The organism is Botrimarina mediterranea (genome assembly GCF_007753265.1).
Lineage (GTDB): Bacteria > Planctomycetota > Planctomycetia > Pirellulales > Lacipirellulaceae > Botrimarina > Botrimarina mediterranea.
In genome coordinates this window covers 478,687-499,506 of sequence record NZ_CP036349.1, presented here as the reverse complement: position 1 = coordinate 499,506, position 20,820 = coordinate 478,687, and the positions used below count along the sequence as shown (strand labels likewise).

12 protein-coding genes are annotated in these 20,820 nt (G+C 65.3%); 4 read left to right on the top strand and 8 right to left on the bottom strand.

Annotated features, from left to right (window positions below; translation table 11 throughout):
* Positions 1-10 precede the first annotated feature (10 nt).
* Positions 11-838 (top strand): hypothetical protein, encoded by an 828-nt coding sequence (locus tag Spa11_RS01905; RefSeq protein ID WP_145106114.1) that lies wholly within the window; start codon positions 11-13, stop codon positions 836-838.
* A 118-nt stretch (positions 839-956) separates the two neighbouring features.
* On the opposite strand, the gene Spa11_RS01900 is transcribed toward Spa11_RS01905, so the two are convergent.
* The 8 genes from Spa11_RS01900 to Spa11_RS01865 form a co-directional block, all read right to left on the bottom strand.
* The gene (locus Spa11_RS01900; protein WP_197529667.1) at positions 957-2,198 is read right to left on the bottom strand and encodes an endonuclease/exonuclease/phosphatase family protein; all 1,242 of its coding nucleotides are present in this window, start codon (positions 2,196-2,198) and stop codon (positions 957-959) included.
* 124 nt (positions 2,199-2,322) lie between these two features.
* The gene (locus Spa11_RS01895; RefSeq protein WP_231933109.1) at positions 2,323-3,264 is read right to left on the bottom strand and encodes an LOG family protein; all 942 of its coding nucleotides are present in this window, start codon (positions 3,262-3,264) and stop codon (positions 2,323-2,325) included.
* Positions 3,265-3,571: 307 nt separating this feature from the next.
* Positions 3,572-4,993 carry an MBL fold metallo-hydrolase RNA specificity domain-containing protein gene (locus Spa11_RS01890; protein WP_145106108.1) on the bottom strand — a complete coding sequence of 474 codons (1,422 nt, stop codon included), beginning with the start codon at positions 4,991-4,993 and terminating at the stop codon, positions 3,572-3,574.
* A 95-nt stretch (positions 4,994-5,088) separates the two neighbouring features.
* Positions 5,089-5,457, bottom strand: coding sequence for a prepilin peptidase (locus Spa11_RS01885; RefSeq protein WP_145106105.1), 369 nt, complete (start codon positions 5,455-5,457; stop codon positions 5,089-5,091).
* A 27-nt stretch (positions 5,458-5,484) separates the two neighbouring features.
* The gene (locus Spa11_RS01880) at positions 5,485-6,768 is read right to left on the bottom strand and encodes a TlpA disulfide reductase family protein (RefSeq protein WP_145106100.1); all 1,284 of its coding nucleotides are present in this window, start codon (positions 6,766-6,768) and stop codon (positions 5,485-5,487) included.
* 113 nt (positions 6,769-6,881) lie between these two features.
* Positions 6,882-8,843 carry a UbiD family decarboxylase gene (locus tag Spa11_RS01875; protein ID WP_145106097.1) on the bottom strand — a complete coding sequence of 654 codons (1,962 nt, stop codon included), beginning with the start codon at positions 8,841-8,843 and terminating at the stop codon, positions 6,882-6,884.
* Positions 8,844-8,941: 98 nt separating this feature from the next.
* Entirely contained in the window at positions 8,942-9,574 is a 633-nt protein-coding gene (locus tag Spa11_RS01870; RefSeq protein ID WP_145106094.1) for a methyltransferase domain-containing protein, read from the bottom strand.
* Between the two features lie 305 nt (positions 9,575-9,879).
* Positions 9,880-11,115, bottom strand: coding sequence for an acyltransferase family protein (locus Spa11_RS01865; protein ID WP_145106091.1), 1,236 nt, complete (start codon positions 11,113-11,115; stop codon positions 9,880-9,882).
* A 224-nt stretch (positions 11,116-11,339) separates the two neighbouring features.
* Between Spa11_RS01865 and Spa11_RS01860 the strand changes: the two genes are divergently transcribed.
* The 3 genes from Spa11_RS01860 to Spa11_RS01850 all read left to right on the top strand — a co-directional run bounded on the left by Spa11_RS01860 (position 11,340) and on the right by Spa11_RS01850 (position 20,797).
* Positions 11,340-12,515 carry a Gfo/Idh/MocA family protein gene (locus Spa11_RS01860; RefSeq protein WP_145106088.1) on the top strand — a complete coding sequence of 392 codons (1,176 nt, stop codon included), beginning with the start codon at positions 11,340-11,342 and terminating at the stop codon, positions 12,513-12,515.
* Between the two features lie 278 nt (positions 12,516-12,793).
* Complete coding sequence (locus Spa11_RS01855) at positions 12,794-20,266, top strand: type I polyketide synthase (RefSeq protein WP_145106085.1); 7,473 nt, start codon at positions 12,794-12,796, stop codon at positions 20,264-20,266.
* A gap of 261 nt (positions 20,267-20,527) precedes the next feature.
* Positions 20,528-20,797, top strand: a complete 270-nt coding sequence (locus Spa11_RS01850) for a FeoA family protein (RefSeq protein ID WP_145106082.1) — start codon at positions 20,528-20,530, stop codon at positions 20,795-20,797.
* Positions 20,798-20,820: the final 23 nt, after the last annotated feature.

Sequence of the window (20,820 nt, the reverse complement as noted above, 5' to 3'; positions counted from 1 at the left end):
CCCCCTCATCATGGCGAACGTTCCCCTCGCGAAGGTCAAAGCCCTCTGCACCGCGGCCGAATACGATTTAGTGCAGGCTAGCCGCCGGCCCCAGATCGGCCAACACGACGCCGCGGCGCTCAAGCAGCACGTCGCCAAGGCGCGGAAGCTCCGCGACAAGTGGCGTGATCAGGCGACCAAGCAGCGGCGCGACACGCAGCAGCGCCACAATGCCCGCGTAGCGGACGGTGAGAAGCGGAGCGAGCAGAAGGTGGAGGTATTTGACGCCGCGCTCGCGGCTTTTGAGAAGCAGCTCGCGAAAGTTTCCGCGTCGGGCGGCGGTTCAAGCAAGGCCGCGCCGAAGAAGAAGTCCACCAAATCCGCGCGGACACCTGATCATCGCGCCGACCGGGCGTCGAAGCGAGCGACGCTCGAGGCCCAACGCGAAGAATTGAACGCCGCCACGGCAAAGAAGAAGTCGGCAAAGAAGAAGACCGCCAAGAAGATCGCGGCGTCAGACGCTGTTAAGAAGAAGCCCTCGAAGAAGAAGGTCGCGAAGAAGAAGGTCGCCAAGAAGAAGGCTGCCAAGAAAGGCGCTTACGCCGCTCGCGCGAAAAAGGCGGTGAAGAAGAAACTCGAAAAGTCGGTGAGTTCGACCGCCGTCGACGGTGGCGCGCCTTCCACCGAGTCCGGACCTGTCGGGCCGGTTAACAAGAAGACTCAGCGTCGGGCCAAGACCGTCGCCAAGCAGGAACGCATCGACCGAAGCGGCCTGAATTCGCGGGTACGCGGTCATGTCTCCGCCCGAGAACGCCGTGCGCAGGGGCGACGCGATTCGCGGAGCGACGCGAGGAAATGACCTGGCCCTCCTGACTAGCATCGGACGGAGAATCATTCCTCCGCCGCTGTCTCTTCTCTGTGAGAAACCTTCGTTGCTGCCCGTCGTTACGTGGGCTGGGACGCCCTGTGGAGCGGCGTTAGGCTTCGTCACGGGCACGGAATCTGCGATCGCCGGTGGGGCAAACGACCAATGCAATCGCAACAAGCGATAGGCTGCATGGCTCCGGCAATGCAGACGCCATTAGAGAAGCGCTATGTGCGTCGCGCCAGACCGTGTAATCGGCCGCGTTGACGACGCCATCTCCATTGCCGTCGGCCGGAGGCGCGCTCACCGCATTGAACTGGAGGCGCCAAGTATCGTAGTCGGCTTCGTCGACGAAACCGTCTCGGTTAAAGTCACCCACCATCGACAACGGACGCTCGCGAAAGTCGACAACCAGCGGCAGGTGATCGTAAAAACCCTGAGAAGTCGTGATCATAACATCTTCGGCCTCGAGAGAAGTCGCCAACAGTTCCACCTCATTCATCGCCATCGTGTTGAGAACGAAGCGGTTCGCCGTCTCGAGAACACTGTCGGTGTAAATGATGTGGTCGAGGACGCCCGGATCGAAGACGTCTGAGTCGTTGCGCCATGTGTAGCGATCGGGTCCTACGCCGTTATGAAGTGGCGTAGCATTTGAAAGAGGCGTGCCGTCCCAGTCGGGGGGAGAGTCGGCTCCCAGGGACGCGTCGACAATGTCGCCTGTCAGTAGAGTCCGTAGAGGCTGACCGCTTCCAACCGTGTTTAGATCGCCCACCACGACAAAGGGGGTCTCAGTAGCAAGTCCGTCGGGACTGCGCAATCCGTCGATCCAACGGACCATGCGGTCCGCCTCCCTCTGCCGTCCTATCTCGTTGGTGCAGCAGGGCCAGTGATCGTTCATCACGTAGATGTCCGATGCGTGCCGATCGTCGGGCAAGTCGATCAAAGCGTCGGCGTGGCCGACGCTGCCCGTCGTCAAGAGAAAGGGGTGCCGGCTGGCGATAACGTTGTCTGAGACTTGGTGCGTTTGCCAGCCGGCGCTTCCGGGTAATGGGATTAATCCGTTGAGCAACGTCGCGACCTCCTCGGCCGTCCCGGGCGACATCTCCTGAAGCGCGAGTATGTCCGGGTCCATCGCCTTGACGAGCCGCTGAAAGCGGCTTGGCGTCGTAGGGTCAGCGCCGTTGTTAGAGAACAAAGCGCTATTGAAGTAGACGTTGTAGCTGACGACTCGCAAGTCGTCAGGTCGATGGCGATCGATGAAAGTTCCCGTTGACGTCATCGCGCACGCCGCCGACAGCGATGCGGAGCCAACACTAAGCCACGTCGCAATCTTCGTCGTTTGTCGGTGCAACAAGTTGCTTCTCAACGTTGTTGTCGTTGAAAGATGGGTTGTCGTTGGGATATGGGCACTAGCCTCGAAGGCAGCTGAGCCTTGAGGCCGCATCGCTGAGAATCAGTGTAACTCGAGCCGCAGCGGATCACACCACGTTGTGGAACTTCGCGATGAGGTCCCATGCCTCTTGGGGTGTCTCGGCGTAGCTGATCAGGTCGAGGTGCTCGTCGGCGATGACGCCCTCGTCGGCGAGCGCCTGGAAGTTGATCACCGAGTCCCAGTACTCTTTGCCGTAGAGGATGATCGGGATCGCCTGCATGCGGCCGGTCTGACGGAGGCAGAGCGTGTTGAATAGTTCGTCGAGCGTGCCGAAGCCGCCAGGGAAGACCACCAATGCCGCCGCGCGGAGGATGAAGTGGAACTTCCGCATCGCGAAGTAGTGAAACTGAAAGCACAGCTCCGGTGTGATGTAAGGGTTTGGCTCTTGCTCGTGCGGCAGCTCGATATTGAGGCCGATCGTCTTGGCGCCGATCTCGAACGCGCCGCGATTGCCCGCCTCCATGACGCCCGGCCCGCCGCCGGTGGTGACGACGAACTCGCACTTGCCGTCGAGCTGGCAACGCCCGCTGACGATCTTCGCGAACTCACGGCACTCGTTGTAGAAGCGGCTCTTCTTGAGGCGGGCTTCGGCGCGGACGACGGCGCGCTTTGCGGTTTGGCTGTCGGGCGCTGCGGCGAGCTCCGCCTTCGCCGCGGCGAGCTTCGACTCGGCCTCTTCGCGCGGGACGATCTGTGTGCCGCCAAAGACAACAACGGTGCTCTTGATGCCGGCCCGGACCAGCAAGAGCTCGGTCTTCTGCAGCTCCAGCTGCATCCGCACCGGTCGCATTGAAGAGTCGCGGAGCCACTCGGTGTCTTTCTCCGCTAGCACGTAGGTGGGAGAAGCGAGGATCGCCTCGCGGTTGGCCTCGACTTCGGGCGGGAGCACCTGCTTCCGCGCATCGAGCGAGAAGTCGGGCGCGACGTCCATCGGCTCCGCGGGCTTACGGGCGGAGGGGCCGATGTGCTTGGAGGGCTTGTTGACCATAAGGTGCTAGCAGGCAGGGGCAGCGGGCAGACCGCAGCAGTAAGGAAGGGCGAGAGCCGCGTCGTCCTCGACTGCGGCGGGGCTAGCATATCGCGCGGAGACGCGGAGACGCAGAGGAGTTAGTTGGGGAATGACCAATGACCAAGCCCAAATGACCAAGGCGACCGCGGAATCGATGTGAGCCGTCGGCGCTAGCCGCGGGTGGAAGCGGCCTTGCTTACCGTTAAACGGCGGGCTCACCCGCGGCTAGCGCCGACGGCTCACCTTCGTTGCCCTCATTGGTCATTGGGGCTTGGTAATTGATCACTCAGCCCAACTCCACCGAGTCCGCCATCGCCGGCACGGTCACGCTCCATCCTCGCTCCGCCCGCAGCGTTTCGGCGAGCGCCGCGGCGCTGTCGGGTTCGCCGTGGGTTAGGAAGGTTTGCTTCGGTGGCTGCTTGATCGCGCTGAGCCAACGCAGCAGGCCGTTGCGGTCGGCGTGGCCGGAGAGGCCGGGGACTTTTTCGATCGCGGCGCGGACGGGGACCTCTTGGCCGTGCATGCGAATGAACGGGGCGCCCTCTTCGAGGTGGCGACCCCGTGTGCCGACCGCCATATAACCGCCAAGGATGACGGTCGTCTTCGGGTCGGGGAGGCGACGCTTCAAGTGATGGACGATCCGGCCGGCGTCCATCATGCCGCTCGAGGCCAGAATGATCGCGGGACCGGTGATGTTGTTGAGACCCTTCGACTCCTCAGCGCTGCGGCAGAGGTGGACCGCGTCGCCCCCGAGCACGGGACGGTCGCCGACTTGGCAACTGCCGGTGACGCCGCAGAGTTCGGTCTCGCTGAGGTCATGTTCGGTGCAATGCTCTCGATAGATCTTCGTCGCGTCGACGCTCATCGGGCTGTCGAGGTAGATCGGCAGGTCCGGGATCTTGCCCTGGCACTTGAGGATCTGAAGCAGATAAATGAGCTGCTGCGCGCGACCCACCGCGAACGACGCCATCAGCATCACGCCGCCGCGTTCGACGCCACGTTTGATAACGGCTTCGAGCCCATCAACAAGGTTGACATCGGGGTGCTCGCGGTTGCCGTAGGTGCTCTCGCAGATCAGGTAGTCGCACTCCGGCGGCGGAGACGGGTCGTGGTACAGCGGCCCGTCATAGCGGCCGACGTCGCCGGAGAAGACGATGCGTGTCGGCTTCTTCGACGGGTCCTTCTCGCGCCGAATCTCGATCTCGATTAATCCCGATCCCAACAGGTGCCCCGCGTCGTGCCACCGCGCCCAGATCGGGCCGGCGATCTTGCGCCAGTCGTCGAGCGGCGTCTGGTGGAAACGCTTGATGGCGTTCATCGCGTCCTGCCCTGTGTAGAGCGGCAGCGCCGGCTTGTGCTTGCTGTAGCCTTTCTTATTGGCGTAGGCGGCGTCGGACTCTTGGATCTTTGCCGAGTCGAGCAGGATGATCTCGGCGAGCTTGGCCGTCGCACTGGTGCAATAGATCGGCCCCGCAAAGCCTTCCTTACAGATCTTCGGGAGATAGCCGACGTGGTCGAGGTGGGCGTGCGTCAGCAGCACGGCGTCGACCGCCGGCGCCTTGAAGGGCGTGCCCGCCCAGTTCAGCTCACGCAGCGGCTTGAGCCCCTGAAAGAGCCCGCAATCGATCAGCACCGAGGCGCCGTCCGCTTCGAGCAGGTACTTGCTGCCGGTGACCGTGCCGGCGGCGCCGTGGAAGGTGAGACGCATTGGGGAGGGGCCAGGGGCTGAGGGGATAAGGGAGGGTCTACGGCTACCAGCTTAATCCGAGTCCGAACCATCGACTGAAGACGGAGCCGTCGGCGCTAACGGAAGAATCTCCCGACGCTCCACATGCCGACGACCGCGAACAGCACGGCAAACGCCAACTCCCAAAGGAAATAGCGGATTGGGATCGGCGTGTGGCAGTCGCGGCAACGGCCTCGCAGCAGCAGGTAACCGAGGATTGGCAGGTTATGCCACGGGCGGATGCGATGGCCGCACACGGGACAGCAGCTCGGCTGGGCGACGATGTCCTCGCCCTTGGGGCTACGTAGGGCGACGACATTGAGAAAGCTACCGACGCACCCGCCCACCGCCGCGAACCACAGCGCGGCCGCCCACCACGGCGCGTGCTCCAGCCACCACGGCGAGCGCTCGATGCCTTCGAAGAGTTGAGGGAGCCAGTCGCTCATGGGGCGAGGTTGTAAGCCGGGCGGGGCTCACTCCTTTGCGGGAGCATCGGCGCCATCGGCTTCGCCTTCGAGCTGTTCCAGGAACTGTGTCATCTCCTCGATCATTTCGTCGGGCAGCTGGCTCGACCACTCGGGCGACTTGGCTACCTCGACAGCGCGGCGCTGGTTCTTGATGGCCTCGGCGATATCGCCCTTCGCGTAGTAGAGCCGAGCGATCGTGTCGAGCATCGGCGGCACGGGCGACTTTTCATCGACGGCAGCGGCAACGCCCTCGGCGGCGGCCTGGAGCAGTTCCTTGTTATCGATCTGGTCGTTCTGTGCGAGTTCGACGATGTGCCATCCGATCTGGTTGACCATGGAAGGGCCCATCTCGGCGGCTTGCTCCATGACCTTCGGCAGTTCCTTCGCAGCGGTCGCTTGATCTTCGCTGATTGAATTGACGAATTGCTGCACCATCACAACTCCCTTGAGCCGTGAGGCGAGCATCGTGAGCTGTGGGTCGGAGTTGTCCTTATTGATCTTTTCGATCAACTCCATCGCCCGCTCGTAATCCCCGGAGCCCAGAGCACGTTGGACCTGCTGCATGGCGAGGTCGCGCATCTGTTGTTGCTTGAACTCTTCGAGGAACGCCTCACGGTCCCAAGTGTCGGCGACCACGCTGGCGAGCGCGTCGTCGATCCCCATGGGATGGCCGATCCACTCGATATAGCCCGACTTGCCGACGATGAACGAGCAGGGAATGCCGCTCTGTCCGGAGGCTTCCATGTAGTCGGCGCTCGTCGATCCGTCGGGGTCGGCGGTGAGTTGATACGCGCTGGTTAGCTCGCGGTAGGTCGGCGCCTTCTTCTCTTCGGCCCCCTCCTCACCCTCGGTTTCCTTCTCCGTGGCTTCCTCCTCCCTACCACGCACCGTGGTGTCGAGAAACGCTTCAACCGTCTCTGTGTCTTCGTCGCTAACGCTGATAATGGTCACGCCCTTGTCGGCGTACTGCTTCTGCAGTTCGGCTAGGTGCGGCATGCTCGCCACGCACGGCGGACACCATGTCGCCCAGAACTCGACCACGTAGACTTTGTCTTTCTCAAACTTGATCGGCTGCTCGGGCGTTTCGCTGCTAAACCAGTGCTCGATGTCGAGGTTCGGAGCCTTCGTGCCGATGGTGAGGGCGGGCTCTTCGGGCTGGCCTTCCTCGGGGGCCTCCGGCCCGGCGCCCTGTATAGGGACCACCTTGGCGGCGGGCTGCTGGGCAAGCGACGGCGCCATGACGCCCATCGTCAACGAGAGGGCAAGGAGCGAAACAACTGACTGGCGCATGTTGCGTTTTCCGATCGGGAGGCGTTGGGAGCCGCAATAAATTGCGGGTTTTGCTTCTAAAGAGACTACGCCGCCGGCGCGGGCTGGGAAAGCCAGGAATCAGCCCGCGGGCCCTAGAACAGCCCGTGCAGCGGCCCGCCCTGGGCGGCCATTGCTTCGGTCTTGGACGTCACTTGCGGGTCTTCCTCCAGCACCGGCGCGTGGTGCGGCTTGATGCGGGCATCGATCACCAGCGGGCCGCGGCAGCCCCAGTGCTTACGGTCGGTGAACGCGGCGACGCCGTAGAGGTCCGCCGCGGGGTTCGCGCGGGTGAAGGCCGTCCAGAGGAAGTTACCGATCCCTTCGCGGCCGCTGGCCGCGGCGACGAAGTCGGGGTCGTCGGCCACGATGATCAGCCGGAAGCGGGAGAGGGGGTCGCTAAGCGGCAAGGATTTGACGAAGCGTTCCATATCATGTTCGGCCGCAGCTTGCGGCTTAGCGAGCCCCTCCGCCTCCACCACTTCACCAGACACATCCCCGCGCCACGCCGCGTCGTAGTCAAACGACGGCGCCGGCAACTTCGGGCCCCGTAGGACAACAACACCGGGCGTCACGACACGTGCGTCGTCGAAGCCATCCGGAAGAGAAACACCCTTACCGATCTGTGTCGCCAATTCGAACTTAGCCGGCCCCGCGGCGGCGATGATGACCTTCGACCCCGCGTTGAGCGAATCGCCCGAGTAGTCGAGCGTGTCGATCGTCGTCCGCGTATGGAAATGCAGATCGCGGGTCCAATCAGCGCGACGTAGCACCGCTTCGAGGAACGGCCGCACGGCGTGCAAGTCGTGCGTCGCCTCTTGTCGGCTTTGCCAGCACCCCGCGTCGGCGATGAAGAGGAACTTGGCAAGTGACAACTGCCCTTGCCCGAGGATGGCGCTGGCCTGCGTGAGAATCTCTTGGGGCCGCGGCTCGCCGTTGAAGGGCATGTAGCGTTCGCTGCCCACTGCGAGCAGCAGCGGATGCACGCCGGCGGCGTCAACAGCGTTGACGCCTAGCACGCCTGGGAGAACCGTCGGGATCACCGGACCGGTAAGGTCGTGAATGAGTTCGCCAAACGCCGTGTCTTCTTGCGGCGGGCGACCGACCACCGTAAACGGCCAGACCGCATCGCGGCGGTGATAGACGCGCTCGACCCGCAGCACGGGGAACGGGTGCTGCAACGAATAGTAGCCCAGGTGATCGCCGAAGGGGCCTTCGGGCTTCATGCGAGGCAAGCCGCCCGCGCCGTTCTCGCCGGGGACCACCGTGCCGCAGATCGCAAAGTCGGCGTCGGCGTAGACGGGTAGCCCTTCACGACGCTTCACCATGCGGATGCGTCGCCCCGCTAGCGCGCCGGCGAACGTCAATTCGCTCATCCCCTCGGGGAGCGGCATCACCGCGGCAAGCGTCATCGCCGGGTGGCCACCGACGAACGTATTCACACGGAACGGCTTGCCGAGCCGCCTCGCCTCGGCCTGATGGACGCCGATTGAGCGATGCAGCTGATAGTGCAGGCCGATCTCGCTGTCGCGCTCGTACTCGTTGCCAGCGAGTTGGATGCGGTACATGCCGAGGTTCGACTTCATCAGCCCCGGGGCGTGCGGATCCTCGGTATAGACCTGCGGCAGCGTCACAAACGGCCCGCCATCGCGGGGCCAACTGACGAGGTTCGGCAGTGAACTGATCGTGGTCTCGCAGGCCATCACCGGGCCGCTACGGACGGACTTCGGCAGCATCCGCAGGGCGGCGAACGGCGTCGTCGCATACTTCAGGGGCGACTTCAGCGCTCGCGTCGGATCGACCTTGAGGTCGATCAGCCGCTGCACCGATTCAAAAGTGTGGCGGAAAAGAAACTTCGAGCGCTCGAGCGTGCCGAACAAGTTGCTCGCCATCGAGAACCGGCAGCCGGTCACGTTCGTGAACCACAGCGCCGGCCCGCCCGCCGCAAAGACCCGCCGATGAATGGCCGCTGCCTCAAGATAAGCGTCCACCGGCGCGTCGATCCGCCGCAGATGGCCGTGACGCTCGAGGTCGAGAAGGGTAGAGCGAAGCGACATTCTCAATAGGGGAAAGTTGAAAGGGGAATGCGGAAAAGATTTGCTGCGTCAGGCGGTAACTAATTACTTTCCACTTTCGGCATTCCCTTTCCCCTTTTCTACCTTCGCTTCCGCTGCAAACGCATCCCCTCCTCGCCGTGGTGCGTCATCAGCAAGGCTCCGACCGAGGCGAACTCGGCGAAGAGGTCGAACACCGTGTCTTCCTCACCGGGCCAGGGGTACGCGAAGATCAAGTCGAAATCATCGGGTTCGAGGCCTAGATCGTCGTACGCACTGGCGACATCGTTGCGGAGCCAGGTGATGGTGCGGGAGAGGTTGTAGGCGTTGGCTTCGAGCACGTCGTCACCGCCGTCGGGGACGAAGCTGCCGCAGAGGAACTCGGCCTCGATGCCGTGGTCCTCGGAAAGTGAGTTGGCCTCATCGACCAAGTCCTCCTCGATCTCAATGCCGATCGCGTCGAACCCCAAGAGGCTTGCCTGGAGGGTGACGACGCCGATGCCGCTCCCCCACTCCAGAAACCGTCCGCCGGGGGCAAGGCTTAACTCGGCCACTTTGGAGAGGGCCCGATAACTTTCGACAAAGTCGCTCGGCACAAAGGCCGGGGCGGGGTTGTCGCGGCGGCGGTGGTGGAACCGCTCGATGCGGTCGTCGGCGTCGTCAAGCAGGTCCTTCACGCGCCGCGGCAGCGGCGTCGCGGGGACATCGAGGTCGATTTCAATCAATCGGGACATCGTAACGACGCCATCCCTAAAGGAAGTCGGGGAGCCTTAATCGCCACTGGAAAAATGCAAGAGTTAGCACGGCTCGCTAACTCAATCGAAGAAGCGTTAGCGCCTTTGGTCCCCCTCCTTCTTCAGAGGGAGGGGCTAGGGGAGGGTGTTGAAACGGGCACCCACTTCTCCCCCTCCCCTAGCCCCTCCCCCGAAAGCGGTGGAGGGGGATCAAACGCGCGACGCTTCTTTCAAACGCCACAATTAATCTGTTAGCCGTTGCAAAAATCCTGTGGCGCTTAGGGCTCTCTTTGGAACACCGTAACTCAGACACGAATCGACCAGCCACGCCGCCACATCCCCCACAGCACCAGCCACCAGCACGCCACGAATCCTACAGCAAACACCAGCGAGGCGAGCTTAGGGTCACCCCATCCGATGGCGTTGAGCGGCCCGGTAATGAGGTTCTCGTAGACCCAGCCCTTTACGGTCTCGTCACCGAACTTGAACATCGACATTGCCCTCGCCACGAAGCCCGAAGCGACGAAGACGAAGATCGCGTTGACGCCGACCATTTGGAACGCCGTCGCGACGCGTTTCAGCGCCGGCGAGTTCTTCCCCGCTAGGTCGAACACGAAGAGACAGCAAGCGAGCATCACCATGCCGAGGCCGCCCGCGAGCAGAACGAAGCTCGGCGTCCACAGGGCTTTGTTGATCGGTAGGCCGATTACTGGCGAGGCGCCGCTGCGCCACAGTTCGTGCCACCCCTGCCCTGCCGCCGCGATCGCCAGCCCCGCGATGAGCAGCTTGCCCACTCGCGCTGGTGTGATTGGCTGCGACTTGAGGCGCCGGCCCACCGCGTAGCCAATCAGCGCCGTCACGATCGCCGGTAGCGTACTAAGCAACCCCTCGGGGTCGGTGGGACGTGCCGACCACATGTGTTGGCGACCGATCACCGCTTCATCGACGCGTTTTACAATGTTGTCGTTTTGCTCGATCCGCTCGGCGAGCGGCACATCGGTCGGCAACGTCTTGAGCATCAAGGTGTAGCCCATCAGCAACACAATCGCTGCAATCCATCGGCCGCGCTTTCCAAGGCTCAAGACGATGATCGAAGCGCCGAGGTATGCCAGCGCTATCCGGACCAGCACGCCCGGCCAGCGGAGCGTGCCGAGATTCCAGTTCTCGTCGAATCCAAACGTCACGCCAATGAGCCGGCCCGATCCGCTACTGAAAACGAGTCCGAGCAGAACTAGCACGAGCGTGCGCCGGAACACCCGCAGCCAAACGGCCCGCGTTGGCGACCCTTCGCCGTCGGTGTACTTGGCGAAGCTGTACGCCATCGCCACGCCGACCATGAACAGAAAGAACGGGAAGATCAGGTCGGTGGGCGTCCAGCCGTGCCAGTCGGCGTGCGCAAACGGCCAGTAGAGGGTGCCCCAGTCTCCCGGGTTGTTGACCAGGATCATCGCCAGGATCGTCAGCCCCCGCATCACGTCGAGCGACAACAGCCGGTCGGCTTTGGCGGCGGGGGGAGCGGTCGTGTTCGAATCATTCGCCATGGCGAGAAGATAGCGTCTGCCCGCCGAATTGCGACGGCTTCCAAGCAGGGAAACGAGGCGATCTGCGCAAGCCAACGGCTTTTCCGCGCAGTCGGATTGATCTGGCGGCGTTGTCGATTGGATATCTCACCTGCTAGCAAGACTGCCCCTCCTTAGACACGTCTGGTACGATTCGGGGCCCAGTCGCTAGCCCTCCTCTCGACCCTCACCGACCCAGCCAAAAGATGTCCAAGACGATCAACGTCGCGATGATCGGCGCCCGCTTCATGGGCAAGGCCCACTCGAACGCCTACCTCAATGTGGGCAAGTTCTTCGACCTGGAACTGCAGCCTGTGATGAAGTCGGTCTGCGCCCGCGACGCCGCCGGCACGCAGGCCTTCGCCGACCAGTGGGGCTGGGAACGGGCCGACACCGACTGGCGTGAGGTCGTCGCCGCGGGGGACATAGACCTCGTGGACGTCTGCACGCCGGGCGACACCCACGCGCCGATCGCCATCGCCGCCGCCGAGGCCGGCAAGCACGTCTTCTGCGAGAAGCCGCTCGCCAACACGCTCGAAGACGCGCGGACGATGCTCGCGGCTGTCCGCAAGGCGGGCGTCCGCCATATGGTCAATTTCAACTACCGTCGCTGCCCCGCCGTGTCGCTCGCGCGGCAGATGGTCGAGGCGGGCGAGATCGGCGAGGTCCGCCAGTGGCGGGCCACTTACCTACAAGATTGGCTGGTGGACGCCGACAGCCCCTACAGCTGGCGGATGGATAAGAAGATCGCCGGCTCTGGCGCCCACGGCGACCTCAACGCCCACGCCATCGACTTGGCCCGCTTCATCACCGGCGATGAGATCGCCCAAGTCGTCGGCGACATGAAGACCTTCGTCACCGAACGGCCCTACGCTGACGGCTCGGGCTCTGGCGTCGGCGCCTCGGGGGCTGCTGGTAAGGGTGGGATGGGCAAGGTAACCGTCGATGACGCGTCGATTTTCCTCGCCCGCTTTGCTAGCGGCGCGATCGGCACGTTTGAGGCGACCCGCATGGCGCCCGGCCGCAAGAACTACAACCGCTTCGAGGTTTCGGGCAGCCGCGGAACGCTCGTTTGGAACTTCGAGGACATGAATGTCCTGGAGTACTACTCGAAGGACGATCCGTCCAATCGCCAAGGCTTCAAACGGATCATGGCGACCGAGGCCGATCACCCCTACGTCGCCGCCTGGTGGCCGCCCGGTCACGTGCTCGGTTACGAACACGGCTTCGTCCACGGCGTATACGATCTACTGCAAGCGATCGCTAACGGCACAGAGGTTGCTCCCGACTTCCGTGACGGCGCCCAATGCGTCGCGGTGCTCGAAGCGGTCGAAAAGTCGGTCACCGCGGGTTCGTGGCAGACCGTCGAGACCGTTGAGTGACGTAAGAAAGGAAATTATCCACGGAGGCACGGAGGGCACAGAGCTAAGCACAGAGAAGACTTCTCTGTGCCTTACTCGGTGGACTCAGTGACTCTGTGGTTAATTGTTCGTAGCAATGCGCCAAGCGCTGCGCTAACAATTACCTACCCACCTCACGTCGGGGGTCGAAAGACTTCACTCCCGTACGATCGGCCATCCCCTGGCCGCCGTCAGGACGACGGACCCCTTGGACCGGCCGAAGAGGCACATAGGCCGCGTCGTTCGTCGCACTACCCTTCATGGCTGACCTCGATCGTCTGGCGAAGCTCTCGCCGGAACAACGCACGCGCTTGCAAGAACGGCTCGTCTCCCGGGCCGCGTCGAAGCTCCGCGCCGCCGCCAGAACCGGTGCGGCTGCTAGCAACGCGCCGCCGCCGCGCCTCACCGAGCCCGGCGCGCCAGTCGCGATCGTCGGAATGGCGTGCCGCTTCGGCGGCGCGCCGAATCTCGACGCCTACTGGCGGCTGATCCGTGACGGCATCGAAGGTGTCGTCGAAGTGCCCGCCGACCGCTGGCGCGTGGATGACTATTACAACGCCGAGGGTGGTCCGGGCAAGACGATCACACGCCGCGGGGCGTTCGTCGAAGGGATCGACCAATTCGAACCGACGTTCTTTGGGGTCACGCCGCGCGAAGCCTCGCGCATGGACCCGCAGCAGCGGATGCTGCTCGAAGTCGCCTGGGAGGCGATGGAGAACGCCGGTTGTCCCGCCGACCGCTTGGCGGGCACAGCGACGGGCGTCTACGTCGGCGTTGGCGGCACCGACTACAAGTCCGTGCCAATCCATACGGCCGAGTACTTCCAGCTGATCGACGCGCACGTCGGCACGGGCAACGCGTTGTCGATCGCTTCGAACCGCGTATCGTACGCGCTCGACCTGCGTGGGCCGAGCATGTCGGTCGATACCGCCTGCAGCAGCAGCTCGCTGGCGATCCATCTCGCCGTTGAAAGCCTGCGGCGCGGCGAGTGCTCGTCGGCGCTCGCCGGCGGCGTCAATGCGATCATCACGCCCGAGACGACCATCGCCTTCAGCCAGGCGCACATGCTCTCGCCCGAGGGCCGCTGCCGTTCGTACGACGCCGGCGCCGGCGGCTACGTCCGCGGCGAGGGCTGCGCCATGGTGCTGCTCAAGCGCCTTGACGATGCGCAGCGAGACGGTGATCAGGTGCTCGGCGTCATCCTCGGATCGGCTGTGAACCAAGACGGCCGCACGCCCGGCATCAGCGCGCCCTCGGTGACGCAGCAAGAGGCGTGCCTGCAGTCGGCGCTGGCCGACGCGGGTCTCCAGCCCGACGACGTCGATTACATCGAAGGGCATGGCACCGGCACGCCGCTCGGCGACCCTATCGAGCTGCAAGCCCTCGCGCACGTCTTCCGAAAGAAGGACGCCGATCAGCAGCCGCTGTGGGTCACGAGCGTTAAATCGAACATCGGCCACACCGAAACCGTCAGCGGCGCCGCGGGGCTCATCAAGACCGTTCTCCTCATGCAGCACGAGGTCGTCCCGCCGCAGCTGCACCTCGAACGCCTCAACCCGCACGCGCACCTCGAAGGCTCGCGCGTCACACCGCTTACGGAGCGTCAGCAGTGGCCTTCCCAGCAAGCGAATGGCGGACGCCGCCGTGTGGCGGGCGTGAGTTCGTTCGGTTTCGGTGGCACGAACACGCACCTCGTCATCGGCGAGGCGCCGCTGCCTGTCGCCATCGAGCCGAGGCCCGAACGCACGGCGCACGTCCTCAAACTCGCCGCCAAAACGCCTGACCGCATCCCCGAGCAAGCCGCTCGGCTTGCCGCGTGGTTGCGCAGCGACGTCGGCGGCGACGCCACGGTCGCCGATGTCGCGTTCACGCACACAACGGGCCGATGCGACTTCCAGCACCGTGTCGCCGTCGTCGCCGACTCGACGCAAACGTTGTTGACGCGACTCGACAACATCGCCGCCGGCGACATGGCCGACGATGCGCTCGTCGCCCGCGACAAGCCCGGAGTCGCTTGGTTGTTCACAGGCCAGGGCGCGCAGCGCGTCGGTATGGGCCGCGGGCTCTACGAAACCGAGCCCGTCTTCCGCCGCATCATCGACCGCTGCGACGCGGCGCTCGCCGACGTGCTGCCTGCGCCGCTCGTTGAAGTGCTGTACGGCGGAGAAGACGACGCCCGCATCCACCAAACGCTCTACACCCAGCCTGCCCTGTTCGCCGTTGAATGCGGATTGGCGGCGTTGTGGAAGTCGTGGGGCGTCGAGCCCGACGTGCTGCTCGGCCACAGCATCGGCGAGTACGCCGCCGCCGTGACCGCCGGCGTCATGCGCCTCGAAGACGCCGCGAAGCTCGTGGGCGAACGCGCCCGGCTCATGCAATCGGCGCCCGGCGATGGCGGCATGGCCGTGGTCTTCGCCGACGAAGCGACGGTTGCGCCGGTGCTCGTCAGCCGCGAAGCACGTCTGGCGATCGCCGCGGTCAACGGCCCACAGAACACGGTGCTGTCGGGCGACATCGTCGAACTCGAAGCGGCGTTAACGGACCTGCGTGGGCAAGGCGTCGACGCAAAGCGCCTCGTCGTCTCGCATGCGTTCCACTCACCGTTGATGGACAGCGTTCTCGACGAGTTTGAGCGCTTCGCGGCGCAATTCGAGTACGCCCCGCCGCTCGTGCCGATCGCGTCAAACGTCACCGGTCAACTGCTCACCGACGCTACGCAGCCCGAGGACTGGCCCCGCTACTGGCGAGACCACCTGCGTGGCACGGTGCGCTTCGCCGACGGCGTCGCCGCCGCCGCGAAAACGCGCGCCACGCACTGGATCGAGATTGGGCCCGCCCCGGTGCTCGCCGGCATGGCCGCTAAGGGTGAGGCGTCGTTTGCCGATCGCCCGCGGTGGTTGCCGTCGCTGCGCCCGAGTACGGACGACGTTCGCACCATCGCCGAGGCGCTCGCCGCGCACTGGGCGGGAGGAGGCGTCGTCAACTGGCGGAACGTCTGGCGAGGTCGGGAGGCGAAGCGGCTGCCGCTCCCCAACTACCCTTGGAAGCGTGAACGCTTCTGGTACGACAATTTGCACCCGCGCGGCGGGGCGATCGCCCAAGCGGCGTCTGATGCGTCGCCGGTGCTCGGGGGCCGCGTGCCGGTCGCCGCAGGGGGCGAGTTGTTCGAGGCGCCGCTCGACGCCAAGACGCCGGCGTGGCTGGTGGACCATCAAGTGCGAGGCTCGATCGTCGCGCCCGCTGCGATGTTCGTCGAGCAAGCACTCGCTGCCGCGGCGGAGATCGCTCACGACAAAGCGGCGCCGCTACGCATCGATGGCCTCGCCGTGTGGCATGCCCTCGTCGCGCCGAGCGAGGGCCGCCTGCGTTTGCAAACGAGCGTCGCGCGCGCCGCCAGCGGCCGCCGTCGTGTAACGATGCACTCGGCGCCAAGCGACGAGCCGACGCCGCGCTTCGTCGAACACGCCGAGGCGACGATTCTTGAAGTCATCAAGGATTCACCGCAAGCGCCGCACGAACGCGACGGCTTCGACAAGCGTGTCGTCGAATCGCTCGACCGCGCCAGTTTCTACCAACAGATCGCGTCTCGCGGCCTCGAGTACGGCCAAGCGTTCCGCGTCCTCGACGACATCAAGCGATCCTCTTACGACGCGACGGCGACGCTCTTGCCGAGCAAAGCGGTCGCGGCGGAGCTGTCGCGTTACCGCCTGCACCCTGCGATCGGCGACGCGCTGCTGCAAACCATCGCGGGGACGCTGCCGCTCGAAACGGACGGCTCCAGCAGCCCCTACACGTACCTGCCCGTGCGGATCGAATCGGTGCGGTTGCATCGACCGATCGAGAAGGGCGAACCGTTGTCGTCGTACGCAATCCGCCGCCAGCCCGCGCCCGACGCCAGCGAGCCGAGCCCCGAGTTGGTTGAGGCCGACGCCTTCCTGCTCGACGGCGGCGGCAAACCGATCGCCTCGCTCTTGGGCGTGCGCGTGCAGCGCCTCGCCGGCAGCGCTGGTGAAGTAGCGAAGGCGTCGGAGCCCGCCGATTGGCTCTATCAGATCGAATGGCGCCCCGCGCCGCTCGACGAGAGCGCCGAATCGCCGTGGCCCGCCGGCCCAACGATCGTCTTTGCCGACGCCGATTCCGGTGGCATGGGCGTCGGCGACAAGCTCGTCGATCTCGTCGAGGCCCGCGGCGGCGCGTGCGTCGTGGTTCGGCCGGGCGCTACCTTCACGATGCGCGTCGAAGACGGCGGCCCGACGCCGCGGACCACGGTGACGATCGACCCCGCGGACGCGTCGCATTACGAGCGGCTCATCGGCCTTGTCGCGGCGAACCCGAGCGGCAAGCCCGTCGCGTTGGTTCATGCGTGGTCGCTCGACGCTTCCAACTGGGAAGCCGCCGAAAGCCTCGGCGTCGGCGGGGCGATGCGGCTCGTGCAGCAGCTCGCGCGACGCGGTCTGGCCACGCAACGCGGCGTGCTCTTCGTCACACGCGGCGCGCAGTCGGTTGGCTCCGAAGGCGACGCCTTCCAAGCCGCGACGGTCGGCCTCGGCCGCGTCGCGATGATGGAACACCCCGAACTCGGCGTGCGGCTGGTCGATCTCGACGCCGCTGCGGGCGGCGATGAGTTGCTCGCCGAGCTGACCCTCGCCGACAAGGCGGAGAATCAGGCAGCTTGGCGCGCCGGGCAGCGTCATACGGCACGACTAGCCAAGGCCGGGGCGTTGGCTGACAAGGTCCGTGAAGCGCGGGACGAAGGGACGCCGCCGCCCGACGCGCCGAGTTGGCGCCTCGAGGTGAAGCGAGCCGGTTCGTTCGACGCGCTCACGTACAAGCCGACGCCGCGGATCGCTCCCGACGCGGGGCAAGTCGAACTCGAGGTCCACGCCACGGGCCTCAACTTCAGCGACGTGCTTAAGGCCCTTGGACTGTATCCCGGTCTCAAGCCCGGCGAGGTTCCGCTGGGCATCGAGGCGTCGGGCGTCGTCACGGCGGTTGGCGAAGGCGTCGAGCACTTGCAGGTTGGAGACGAAGCAATCGGCGTCCTACCGCACGCCTTCGGATCGCACGCGACGACCCGGGCGTACGCCGTCGTCCGCAAGCCCGCAGGCGTTACACACGAGGAAGCGGCGACGATCCCGATCGTTTTCCTCACCGCCCACCATGCCTTGGTGCGGCTCGCGCAACTCGAACGCGGCGAACGCGTCTTGATCCATGCGGGCGCCGGCGGAGTGGGACTAGCGGCAATCCAGATCGCACAACATGTCGGAGCCGAGATTTTCGCCACCGCTGGCAGCGACGAGAAGCGCGAGCTGCTGCGCTCGCTCGGCGTGAAGCACGTGATGGACTCACGGTCGCTCGACTTCGTCCACGAAGTGCGCGAAGCGACCGGCGGCGAGGGCGTCGACGTCGTGCTCAACTCGCTCCCCGGCGAGGCGATCGACGCCAGCCTCGGCCTGCTGCGTGCGTACGGCCGGTTCTGCGAGATCGGCAAAATCGATATCTACCAAGACCGCAAACTCGGCCTGTTGCCGTTCCAAGACAACTTGTCGTATTTCGCCATCGACCTCGACCGCTTGTTCCGCGAACGGCCCAAGCAGGTCGAGCGCCTGTACGCCGAGGTGATGCAGCGCTTCGCCGAAGGCGTCTACCACCCGTTGCCGTTAACGCGTTTCGCGGCGAGTGAAACCGCCGACGCGTTCCGCTACATGTCGCTGCGGAAGAACATCGGCAAAGTCGTCGTCTCTATGCGCGAAGCGAGCAAAGGAACGGTCTCCACCCCCGAGAGCCCCGCCGTGCCGGGCCGGGGCTACCTTGTAACGGGCGGCCTCGGCGCCTTAGGCCGACAAGCGGCGCAATGGCTCGTCGCCCAAGGCGCCGCTGGCGTCGCCCTCCTCTCCCGCCGCGAACCCGACAGCGAGGCCGAGTCGTTCCTCCAAGGACTCCGCGACGCCGGCGCGCAGGCGGTCTGCTTACAAGGCGATGTCGCCGACCGTGCCTCGCTCCACGACGCCCTCGCTAGCCTGCCGAGCGACTTCCCAAGAGTAACGGGCGTGCTCCACGCTGCGGGGGTGCTCGACGATGGACTACTAGGCGACCTCAGCGCCGAACGTCTCGCCAAGGTCCTCCGCCCCAAGGCGATCGGCGCCTGGAACTTGCATGAGGCGACGCTCGACGTGGATTCGCCGCTTAGCGGTGTGACGCAGTTCGTCCTGTTCTCCTCCGTCGCCGCGACGCTCGGCTCGCCCGGCCAAGCCAATTACGCCGCAGCGAACGCGGCGCTCGACGCCCTCGCAGCGCAGCGTCATTCGCTCGACTTGCCAGCGACGAGCATCGGTTGGGGCCCGTGGGCCGGCGGCGAGGACGGTTCGAGCGGCGCGGGCATGGCCGCTGGCGAGACCGCCGACGCCGTGCGAGCCAAGGGCATGGACCTGTTGCCGCCGCGTGCGGCCTTCAAGCTGATGGGCTCGCTCGTCGAGAGCGCCGCCGCATCGGTGGCGGTGTTTGACGCCCGTTGGGACGCGATGTCGCGGCTGTTGTCGGGCCGCCGGACGCCGCTGCTCGATGACCTGCTGACAGCGGTCGAAGGCGCGTCGTCGAGTGACGGCGCGCTGCGTCAAAGATTGCTCTCGGCGACGCCCGACGAGCGCGAGACCTTACTAGTGGAGATGGTCCGCGGCGAACTGGCGCGCGTGACGAGCGTGGCCGCCGAAGAGATCGACGTCGCCGCGCCGCTGACGGCGATTGGCATCGACTCGCTGATGGCGCTCGAGCTGAAGAACAACCTCGAAGCGAAGCTCGCCATCATGCTGCCGATGGGCAAGCTGCTCGCCGGTCCGAGCGTGCGCTCGCTCGCACAAGCGGCAGCGGAAGAGCTGGTCGGCGAAGCGATCGACAAGACGCCGCACGCCTGGCAGCCGCTGGTGACGCTCCGCGAAGGCGCGGCGAGCAAGCCGGCACTGTTCCTGATGCCGGTGCTCGGCGGCGACGCGGGCGCTTACCGCCATGTCGTCGAGGCCTTGCCCGCGGAGATGCCCGTCGTCGCGATCCGGCCGCGCGGCCTCGACACGGACGACGCGCCGCACGACGACGCCCGTGACACGGCCCGCGACTACGCCGCCGCGATCCGTGAGCGACAGCCCACAGGCCCCTATCACTTGGCCGGTTGGTCCACCGGCGGCATCACGGCGCTGGCGGTGGCCGAAGAACTCGAGGCCGCTGGCCAAGAGGTCGCACGCGTCGCGCTGTTCGACACGCCGCCGCCGGCCGTCTACCACGACACCGACGTTCACGACGACGCCAGCTTCCTGGCGGCGATCCTCGATTTCTCGTCGCGGTTCTCGGGCGTGGAACGGCCGTCGCTGTCGACGGACCAACTCGCCGGCCTGCCCGAAGCCGAACGGTTCACCGCCGCGCTCGAAGAAGCCAAGCGTGCAGGCGTGATCCCCGCGGAAGTGGACGAGTCTTACGTCCGCCGACTCGTCGCGGTCGCCGAGGCGTTGGTGCTGGCGAGCCGCGGCTACGCGCCCCAGCCGCACAAGTTCGGCGTGTTGTTCTTCAAGCCAACCGTCGAAGGGGGCCTCGCCGAGCTGAGCGAGCAGACCGGGACGAACCTCGCAGCGTGGCGGACGCTGTTGGGCCGTGAACTGCACGAGGTCGAAGTCCCCGGCGACCACTTCTCGATGGTGAGCGGCGACGGCGCCAAGCGCATCGCGGCGGTGCTGGCGGAGGGCTAGGCCGAACTGATTGGCAAGGAACCGGACGCTAAGGCGTGCCGTCTGATGGGCAGCAAATCATCCGCGGGGCTTTAGCGCCCGGTTCCTGCCTCGTCCTCCCGACTTTCCACAACCTGCTCTGTGGAAAATCTCCTGAAAACCGCTCGGCCCGGCTTCTCGCCGGGTTGTTGCGTGGTCGAAAGAGAGATAGGCTTTGCTTGTAGGTGATGAGATTCATTCTCAAGACAGTCGAGCCCCGCTCGCCGTAACCGCCAGCCGCGTATGGTCGCCATCAATTCCCAAGCCCCGGCCCTCACTTCGGATGGGTCCGCCGAAATCACGCTTCTGGAGCTCCGTAGAGGGGCCTGTGGACGCGTCGCGCGGGTGCTGGGGGAATCGGTCGAGGCGGCGCGCCTGAAGGCTCTAGGGGTCTGTGAGGGCCGTACGATTGAGGTCCTGCGGACCGGCGACGCCTGGGTGCTGCGGGTCCTTGGCTCACGGATCGGCATCTCGCGCGAGCTCGCCGCTAGCGTACTCCTCACCGCCGCCTGAATCCGCCGTTGAGCGGCATCGCC

What these genes read in the sequence shown, in the direction of transcription:
- Spa11_RS01850 (WP_145106082.1), top strand. Translation starts at nt 20,528, where the DNA reads ATGGTCGCCATCAATTCCCAAGCCCCGGCCCTCACTTCGGATGGGTCC.
- Spa11_RS01855 (WP_145106085.1), top strand. Translation starts at nt 12,794, where the DNA reads ATGGCTGACCTCGATCGTCTGGCGAAGCTCTCGCCGGAACAACGCACG.
- Spa11_RS01865 (WP_145106091.1), bottom strand. Translation starts at nt 11,115, where the DNA reads ATGGCGAATGATTCGAACACGACCGCTCCCCCCGCCGCCAAAGCCGAC.
- Spa11_RS01885 (WP_145106105.1), bottom strand. Translation starts at nt 5,457, where the DNA reads ATGAGCGACTGGCTCCCTCAACTCTTCGAAGGCATCGAGCGCTCGCCG.
- Spa11_RS01875 (WP_145106097.1), bottom strand. Translation starts at nt 8,843, where the DNA reads ATGTCGCTTCGCTCTACCCTTCTCGACCTCGAGCGTCACGGCCATCTG.
- Spa11_RS01890 (WP_145106108.1), bottom strand. Translation starts at nt 4,993, where the DNA reads ATGCGTCTCACCTTCCACGGCGCCGCCGGCACGGTCACCGGCAGCAAG.
- Spa11_RS01895 (WP_231933109.1), bottom strand. Translation starts at nt 3,264, where the DNA reads ATGGTCAACAAGCCCTCCAAGCACATCGGCCCCTCCGCCCGTAAGCCC.
- Spa11_RS01860 (WP_145106088.1), top strand. Translation starts at nt 11,340, where the DNA reads ATGTCCAAGACGATCAACGTCGCGATGATCGGCGCCCGCTTCATGGGC.
- Spa11_RS01870 (WP_145106094.1), bottom strand. Translation starts at nt 9,574, where the DNA reads ATGTCCCGATTGATTGAAATCGACCTCGATGTCCCCGCGACGCCGCTG.
- Spa11_RS01905 (WP_145106114.1), top strand. Translation starts at nt 11, where the DNA reads ATGGCGAACGTTCCCCTCGCGAAGGTCAAAGCCCTCTGCACCGCGGCC.
- Spa11_RS01880 (WP_145106100.1), bottom strand. Translation starts at nt 6,768, where the DNA reads ATGCGCCAGTCAGTTGTTTCGCTCCTTGCCCTCTCGTTGACGATGGGC.